This is a genomic window from Bacillus sp. Xin1, from assembly GCF_013314535.1.
In the GTDB taxonomy this organism is placed as follows: Bacteria; Bacillota; Bacilli; order Bacillales; family Bacillaceae_G; genus Bacillus_A.
Window position 1 is genome coordinate 1 of record NZ_JABUAE010000099.1, and the last position, 3,684, is coordinate 3,684.

The following is a 3,684-nucleotide window of genomic DNA, read 5'->3' on the forward strand; positions in this document are numbered from 1 at the left end:
GTATAGGAAGTGAAAATTATTGTTTATTTAGTTTTAAACCTAAATTTTTGAAAAGCCATTTGATCCTATCTTCAGAAGCGGTATCACATGCTGTAAAGAGATGATCTGTCTCGTACCAGATAATTTCTTTAGGTAGATTTGCATTTGTATAAAAACTATTCGCTTGATCTCTTGATACAAATTCGTCATTATAAGCAAATTGAAAGAATAAAGATGCTGGTACAGCTTTGTCTATGTAGTGAATAGCATCTAAGGGTTCGAGTGCTGAAATAAATGAATGGAATTTTTCTTCTGATAACATATTTCGAATTAATACTGCTAGAGGGTGGTCACTTGTTTTATGCCACATAGATACACTTGAGAAACCTGCCATCAAAATATATGCTTTAATACGTTTTTCAACTCCCGCAAGGACACCTCCCCAAGTAGCACCTAAGCTATGCCCAATATATGCAATTTGTTTTGAATCAACATTATTAAAAGTAGATAGCAAATCTATTCCTCTTCTAATGTCGAGTATTGTTTGAATATATTTTTGAATATCAGTCATTGCTTCTACCAGGCAATACAATTCTTGCTCTGTGGAAGGGGTTTTTGGAGCTGTACCACGCACAAAAGGTGCATCAATTAAAAGAGAAAAGACACCATTTAAAGCTAATTTCTCAGCTTCTGGTAAAAAGGTTTTTCTATTACCTTGTCCTGGATGCATAAAGATAACTGCTGGTGAAGGAGTACTTGTTTTTGGAACCACTAAATAACCAGGAACTGTCCCGCCACATGGACTTAAATAATTTATGTCTTTAACTGTATGGCTGTCATAAACAACAGATGAAACTTCTTGAAAGTCTAAAGCGAGGTTACGGTCATATTCGAGCATTAATGACAACTCCTTTTTGTAGAAAATTTTACCATACATAAAGACTAGATATATATAAATTGCAGTTTCTTTTTGCATATCCTATTCATGTGAGGTTAACAGAACCCAAAAAAGCCTTTCGTTCCTTTTCTATCTTTCATTTTATTCACCCTTTGTATCTTTCCCACCATATTCTCGAACATAAGAATATGGTGGGAAAGAAATTTTTAATTAGTTACGATTACATTATCTTTTATGAACCTTCCAGCTTGTATATAAAGCGAAAATAAATCTGCACTAAGTGTTATAAGTAGTCAAATCTCTCATTCTTTTAAGGTTAATAAAATTATGCTCTTCATTACCGAACATTTTGGCATAACCTAAAACCAAGTATACTGTATTATCTTTTGAAAAATGAAAAAACTCACCACGTTTTGGCTTCATATTATATCCTCCTAAAAGTAATTAGTTATAAGGAAAATTTATTGCGCCAAGAGCATATTTTGTTTTCGGATTTTTTTAAACTGACCAAACTTTACAAGTTGTCGATCTTCTAGTCCATTGATCTTATTTGGACAATCAGAAACATCAACAACAATGGTATTGGTTAATACATTGACTACTGATCCAATTAGTATTACTGATGTATCATGACGATAACGGAATTGTACAGAATCACCAATTTTTACATTTATAGATTTTTTATTCATAAAATAATTCCTCCTTAGTTATATAAGTTGAAAAAATTAGAATTAAAACCCAAAACATAGTCCAGAAATCACATATGTAGCAACAATCATAAAAGTGGATAGTCCAAATGTACCAAAGAACCAGATTTGTGAGACAATACAATTATCTATACCAAACCATTCACAAATGACGTCTTATCGCTTTTTCAAAGCACTTTTTATAGTAGCGATCATTTTTTCTTTTATCGTTAAATGTGTTAAAATATACTTGCTGTTAGGAGTTTTTAGATAGGTATTTGCCATCTAGAATCAACCTTTCTTTTATAGTGTACCGGAGAAAAGTCCTCTTTCTAAGCTTTGGTTGGCGAGAAGAGGGCTTTTTTCGTTATTCTTCTTCGTTCTTCATTTCCCTATATAGGGTAGAACGGGAAACACCAGTCATATCCTTGATTTCTTCAACTGTAAATTTTTTAGACTTATATAATTCAATAGCTTGTAAGGTTTTCTTTTTATCGGTTTTAGGTCTCCCTCCTTTCCTCCCTCTCGCTCTTGCCGCATCTAATCCGGCTACGGTTCTTTCACGAATAATATCCCGCTCAAACTCGGCAAAAACAGCAAACATACCAAACATAGCTCTTCCTGAAGCTGTAGAAGTATCAATGTTATCTTTCAAGGAAATAAAATGGACGTTTTTTTCACGGATGATATCCATAATCTCATATAGCTGTTTAACAGATCGAGCTAGACGGTCAAGTTTATAAATAACAAAAGTGTCTCCTTCACGAAGCATATCTAAAGCTATTTTTAATTCTTGTCGATTCTGTTTGGCACCGGATATTTTTTCTTGATAGATACGTTCACATCCATTTTTTTGTAATTCGTCTACTTGCATATCTAAGTTCTGATCTTGTGTACTAACTCTTGCGTATCCTATTTTCATGTTCTACTACACCTCTGTTGCTAAAAAGTTAAATAACCTTTTTTCATCCTCCCCACTTTATACAAATAGTCTTTCTTTATGTAATTATTGTATCATAAACGTACGTATTAGGAATATAGTTTTTAGGATGAGTTTTGGGAAAGTTTTTCGACAAAAAATGAACAAAAATCGCTTATTATTTAAATGTCCCAAAAATAATCGTTTTTGGGAGTTTAATTTCATTCGTAAACGTATGAGAAATTAATGAACATTCACAAATTTTTAATTGAAGATTTACAAATATTTTTTCATGAAGATTACTGTTTATTTTCAATAAAGTTGTTTAAGTTTAATCCTTTAAACTAACAAAACAGTACCCATATAAGGATACTGTTTTAAATTAGTTGTTTAAGATTTCTTTTTAAGATTAATTAATTCCTATTTAGAATGACAATAAAGTTGATTAAATATCGCTTATTATTTCGAATCCATAATAATATGTTGTGAAAACTAGTCCTCAATCTGTACGAATTCTCTTTGATTGTTTCGGACATACTCACTTATTATTTTTATAGTTAGAGGAGCAGTTTCGTCAAATGTGACATGCAGGGGACCAATAGATGCGAGGAGCTCCTTATTACGGTCAAGTTCTTCACGTGTAATAGTAAACCCTTCTAAACTACTTGGATGATTATGTTTTTTAAGAATCACTTCAATCTTTTCAAGCATTAGAAGCATGACATCATCCCCGAAATACTGTAATCCAGCTTTGATTGCTGACCAAATTTTAGGTTGAGCCATAAAATAGGCACTCCACCAATAAAACTCAGCCAGAGATTCACTTGCGTGATCATAATACACTTTGAACACGAACAACGCTCGTTGTCCTTTGGTTAGCTCTTTATAAAACTGTTCTTTAACCATTGTCTTATCCCCTGTATTTTGCTTCGCCACTCTATTTTTATAAACTAGAATCAACGGTTCAAAACACGCTTTGAAGATCGCTTCCTGAGCTAACTGATCGAACTCCTGTCTTTTCATCTTTACTATCAAATTATCACTCCTCATCCATAATTATACAGTATTAGGAATAGGGATAAATATAATTTTTAAATTTATAAACTTTACAGTTTGGGTTTCTTTGCCCGTCCCCCGAAAAGGGGGATTAATACAAAATATGGTTCTGGTGCAAAAATCATTTGATAGAGACATAGAAACCT

Annotated in this window: 5 protein-coding genes; all 5 read right to left on the minus strand. The window is 32.6% G+C overall.

Annotated elements, in window-relative coordinates:
• Positions 1-16: 16 nt before the first annotated feature.
• Positions 17-955: an alpha/beta hydrolase gene (locus tag HRG09_RS27595; protein WP_309232409.1), complete on the minus strand. Its 939-nt coding sequence runs from the start codon at positions 953-955 to the stop codon at positions 17-19.
• Positions 956-1,153: 198 nt separating this feature from the next.
• Positions 1,154-1,300: a hypothetical protein gene (locus HRG09_RS27600; protein ID WP_375335780.1), complete on the minus strand. Its 147-nt coding sequence runs from the start codon at positions 1,298-1,300 to the stop codon at positions 1,154-1,156.
• Between the two features lie 38 nt (positions 1,301-1,338).
• The gene (locus HRG09_RS27605; protein ID WP_174103996.1) at positions 1,339-1,566 is read right to left on the minus strand and encodes a methyltransferase; all 228 of its coding nucleotides are present in this window, start codon (positions 1,564-1,566) and stop codon (positions 1,339-1,341) included.
• 364 nt (positions 1,567-1,930) lie between these two features.
• Complete coding sequence (locus HRG09_RS27610) at positions 1,931-2,485, minus strand: recombinase family protein (RefSeq protein WP_174103997.1); 555 nt, start codon at positions 2,483-2,485, stop codon at positions 1,931-1,933.
• A gap of 489 nt (positions 2,486-2,974) precedes the next feature.
• Positions 2,975-3,517: a hypothetical protein gene (locus tag HRG09_RS27615; RefSeq protein ID WP_174103998.1), complete on the minus strand. Its 543-nt coding sequence runs from the start codon at positions 3,515-3,517 to the stop codon at positions 2,975-2,977.
• Positions 3,518-3,684: the final 167 nt, after the last annotated feature.

Coding starts and splice junctions, on each gene's coding strand:
- HRG09_RS27595 (WP_309232409.1), bottom strand. CDS start 955: ATGCAAAAAGAAACTGCAATTTATATATATCTAGTCTTTATGTATGGT.
- HRG09_RS27600 (WP_375335780.1), bottom strand. CDS start 1,300: ATGAAGCCAAAACGTGGTGAGTTTTTTCATTTTTCAAAAGATAATACA.
- HRG09_RS27605 (WP_174103996.1), bottom strand. CDS start 1,566: ATGAATAAAAAATCTATAAATGTAAAAATTGGTGATTCTGTACAATTC.
- HRG09_RS27610 (WP_174103997.1), bottom strand. CDS start 2,485: ATGAAAATAGGATACGCAAGAGTTAGTACACAAGATCAGAACTTAGAT.